The sequence below is a fragment of the Actinosynnema sp. NPDC059335 genome, assembly GCF_042752395.1.
Classification (GTDB): Bacteria; Actinomycetota; Actinomycetes; order Mycobacteriales; family Pseudonocardiaceae; genus Actinosynnema.
In genome coordinates this window covers 40,844-45,216 of the sequence record NZ_JBHYXZ010000064.1, presented here as the reverse complement: position 1 = coordinate 45,216, position 4,373 = coordinate 40,844, and the positions used below count along the sequence as shown (strand labels likewise).

The 4,373-nt window shown below is 75.4% G+C and carries 3 protein-coding genes; all 3 read right to left on the bottom strand.

Features of this window, described 5'->3' with window-relative positions; genetic code table 11:
• Positions 1-1,210 (bottom strand): alpha-galactosidase (locus ACFXGA_RS20925; RefSeq protein ID WP_378090284.1); only part of this gene is annotated, 1,210 nt, incomplete at its 3' end.
• A gap of 174 nt (positions 1,211-1,384) precedes the next feature.
• A complete protein-coding gene (locus tag ACFXGA_RS20920) occupies positions 1,385-2,413 on the bottom strand; it encodes a LacI family DNA-binding transcriptional regulator (protein WP_378090282.1) in 1,029 nt (342 codons plus the stop codon).
• 372 nt (positions 2,414-2,785) lie between these two features.
• On the bottom strand, positions 2,786-4,288 hold the full coding sequence (locus ACFXGA_RS20915) for an alpha/beta fold hydrolase (RefSeq protein WP_378090293.1): 1,503 nt from the start codon (positions 4,286-4,288) through the stop codon (positions 2,786-2,788).
• Positions 4,289-4,373 lie beyond the last annotated feature (85 nt).

Genomic DNA, 4,373 nt, shown 5'->3' with positions numbered 1-4,373 from the left:
GGTGCCGCGCGAGCGCCCGCTCGATGCCCCGCCCGTTCTCGACCGGTTCGAGCCACAGGCCCGGCACCATGCCCCGGTCCCGGATCCGGTCCAGCACCTCCTCGATCCCGCGCGGGAACCGGGCCCGGGACGGCAGCCACTCGCCGACCGCGTCCCACCAGCCGGAGCCGTCGTCGTACCAGCCGGCGTCGACGCAGAACACCTCCGCGCCGGCCTCGGCGGCGGCGTCCACCAGCGGCAGCAGCTTCGCCGTGGTCGGATCGCCCATCAGCGTGTTCATGTAGTCGTTGAACACCACCGGCAGGGCCGACCGGTCGCGGTGCGGGCGCAGGAGTTCCCGCCGGTGCGCGGTCATCGCGGCGACCGCCCCGTCCACCCCGGACCCGGACACCGCCACCGAGACGGGGACCGTGGTGAAGGACTCGCCCGGCAGCAGCCGGTGCTGCCACTGGTGGTCCACGTCCGTCGGCCCGAGCAGCGCCAGGTACGCGCCGGACAGCCGCTCGCCGACCTCCCACCGCCAGGCGCCGTTGTGCTCGACCTGCCACAGCCACGCCTGACCGCCCCGGCGGTCCACCACACCGCCCGTGGGCAGGTGCGTGCCGGTGGACCACGTCCCGGTGCTGACGGCGGCGAACCGGCCCCGCCCGTCCTGCCCGTGCAGCCGCAGGTTCAGGTCCGGCGACACGCCGTCGCGCAGCGGGCTCCGGGTCCACCGGCCCTCGCCCAGCCACTCGCTGTCGCCCCGAAGCAGGTCCACGTCCTCGACCCGCGCGCCGGGGAAGCCCGCGGCGAACGACGTGACGCCGAGCAGGAGCGCCGGCGCCCCGCCCCGGTTGGTCACGGTCGTGCGGACCTGGCAGGCGGCCACGCCCTCGACCGACCGGAACGACGTGCGCGCGACCAGGCCGGTCCGCTCGTCGCGCACGTCGACGTGCAGCTCGCTCCACTTGCCGTCGGACGTGCGGGCCGACCCGGCGTAGACCATGCGCCGGCCGGGCGCGGTGTCGGAGAACCGGTGCGAGGCGCGGGCCCGGCCCTCGCCCGCGACCAGCAGCTCGACCAGGGGCTGCGCGGACCGCGGCACGTCCGGCCGCGGTCCGGTCGCCAGCGAGCGGACGCCGACCGGGCCGTCCGGCGACACGTCCACGACGAGGTCCAGGGCCGAGTGGCCCCATTTCACCGCCGCGGCGGACTCCCACGAGCTCACGGTGCTCCTGTCCGGCCGCGGTCCCCGGCCGAGGGGCGCGGCGATCACGTGGCGTGGTGTGCGTCGGCATCGACCGGCTGCGTGTGACCGGTCACATCACGCCGATTGTGACCGGTCACACGAGTCGGCGGAAAGGGCGCGTTACCTTGTTGTCACCCACATCCGCGCGGTCGCTCAGCGACGGCGGGGTGGCGCGGTCGACTCGCGGACGACCAAGGCCGGCGCGGCGAGGTCCGCGACCGGCGGCGGACCGCCCTCGACCTCGGCCACCAGCGCGGCCAGGCAGGCGCGACCGAGGGCCGCGAAGTCCATCCGCACCGTGGTGAGCGCGGGCGTCCAGTACGCCGCGCCGGGCACGTCGTCGAACCCGATCACGCTGACGTCGCCGGGCACGTCGCGCCCGGCTTCGTGCAGCGCCCGGCGGACGCCCAGCGCCGCGTCGTCGTTGCCGCACAGGACCGCGGTGACGTCCGGGTCGGCCGCCAGCCGGCGCCCGGCCAGGTAGGCCGACCGCACGTCCCACCCGACCGGCACGACCTCGGGCACGGCCGCGCCCGCCCGCGCCAACGCCCGCCGCCACCCCGACTGCCGCGCGCTCGTGCCGGTCTCCGACGGGATGGCGACGTGGTGCACCGTGCGGTGGCCCAGCGCCAGCAGGTGGTCCGTCGCGTCCGCGGCGGCCTGCCGTTCGTCCAAACAGATCGTGGTCCGGCGGCTGTCGGCCAGGCCGCCCGCCTCGGTCGCGGCGACCGCGGGCACGTCGGGCGGCAGGGCGCGCAGCACCCCGGCGCCGGCGGCGTCGAAGGCGATCACGACGACGCCGCCGGCGTTGGGGTCGCTCACGTGCTCCACCGCGTGCCGGACGTCGGCGGGGCGGTCGGACTCGACCACCCGCACCCCGACCGCGAGCCCCTTCGAGCGCGCGGCCTCCTCGATCCCCCGCACCGTGGCGGCGTACCCGTACAGCGTGGTGTCGGCCATCACCACCGTCACCGAGCCGGACCGCCCGGAGCCGAGGGCGCGGGCGGCACGGTTGGGCCGGTACCCCAGCCGGTCGATGACGTCGAGCACCTGCCGCCGGGTGTCGGGCCTGACGTTCGGCGACTCGTTGAGCACCCGGGACACAGTCTGGTAGGACACGCCGGCGGCCGCGGCGACGTCGCGGATGCTGGGCGCGGCCCGCTTCCGCGCGCGTGGTGTCACCCCGTCATCGTGATCGCTGCCGACGGGCGCGTCAAAGCCGGGTCGGGTGACGGCCCACCGCTGGGCGTTGTTGCCGTTGCCCGGGCCCGCGGCCTCGCCCGACGGTCCCGCCGGCACGGTCGAGGTCGCGCCGGGGACCCCTCGGGTGGGCGGTGACCGGCGGCGGGAGACGGGCCGCCGGCCACCGGCAGGGCAACCGGCATCGGGACGTGCAGGTGCTCCGGGTCGTGTCGCGTGTTAACGCTAACAGGTGAGCGTGACGCAGCTCAAGCCTTCACCCTCGACTTTCCAGCTCCGTCGGTGCGATTCGACGGCCTTCGTTGTTAGCGCTCACAGATGCCGGGGACCTGCGCGGACGCCACCCTGCACGACCTAGCCGTGGACAGGCAGGTGCACCGTGACGTCGCGCAGCGCCATCACGCCCGGCGTGCGGCTGCCGTGCAGGGGGAACATGTCCGACAGCGGGGTGACGGTGAGGAACAACGACTGGCCCGCCGCGACGGTGGCGGCGACGGCGGGCAGTTCGATCGCGCGCCGCGTGCCGAGGGTGAGGCCGGGTTCGCGGTGCGGCAGCAGGTTGTGCTGGATCACCTTGGCGTCCAGGGGCGACCGGCCGACGCTGAGGGCGAAGAACGCGCGGGTGTCGAGTCCGAGCGTGCTCACGACGGCGTCGAGCGCCGGCGAGCCGGCGAGGGTGAGCGGGCCGTCCGCGATCCTGATCGCCTGCGGCAGGCCCGCGCCGGCCGTGGTCACGATGTCGGGCAGCGCGACGGAGGTGGTCGGCGCGACGGAGGCCGTGTCGACGCACCCGCCCTCGGCGGTCATGAGGTGGTAGCGGCCGTGGCCGGTGACGGTGCGGGGCGCGCCGTTCAGGTTCTCGGCGAGGAACCGGAGTTCGAGGTCGTCGTAGCCGGACGCGCCGAGCGTGGCCGAGCACGCGTCGCCGGCGACGGCGTACCCGGCGGGCAGGACGTTGGGCAGCGAGTGGCCGCCGTTGTAGCCGACGAGCAGGCTGTTCGCGCGGGCGCGCGGGGTGAGCGCGCGGTCGAAGTTGTCGATCGCCTGGTCGAGCGGGAACAGGTTGTCGCTGATGCCCTGGCGCAGCAGCACGGGGATGTCCAGCCGGCGGCCGGCGGCGACGTGGTGGGCGGGGCCGTTGTCGCGGAAGAACTCCGCCATGGCGGTGGGCCAGTTGCCGGTGAGCAGGCCCTCGGCGTAGCCGGCGTGCAGCGCGGAGGTGTGCGCGTCGAGGGCGGCGGCGTACAGGGCGGTGACCCAGGTGGTGCGCACGACCTCGCGGGGCGCGAGGCTGTCGTTGAGCGAGTGCCAGGTGATCTGCGGCGCCAGCGCGTCGAACCGGGTGCGGCCGGTCTTCATGATCTCGGTGAACGCGCCCGCGAATTGGTAGCCGCCGCCGTAGGAGCCGCCGATCGCGCCGAGCACGGGGTCGTTCGGGCCGGTCGTGCGGACCCAGTCCAGCGAGGCGACGTGGTCGATCACGCGGATGACGTCCTCCCCCTCGAACGCGGGGTCCTCCACGTGCGCCTTGCCGCCGCTCTCGCCGAAGCCGCGCTGGTCGATGCTGACCACGCCGAAGCCCGCGTCGAGGTACCGCCGGAACGAGCCGGGCGCGGACGTGCGGCTGCCGCCCCAGCCGTGGCTGTGCAGCAGGACGGGCACCCGGTGGGCGGGCGAGGCCGCGGCGGGCCGGAACACGCTGACGCAGATGTCGACCGGTCCCGGCTCCAGCGGGTCGGTCTCCGGCACGCTCGCGAGGCACACGTGCTCCGGCGCGGGGTGCTCCGCGGCGGCCGCGGTGGGTGCGGCGACACCGGCGACGACCGCCGCCACGACGAGTGCGGTCTTGAGGCGCATCGGTTCCTCCGGTCCGTCGGCTGGGTCGCGCAGTGTGTCCAACGACGCGTGCCGCGAATCGGTGCGCGCCCGGTCCGACGAGCCG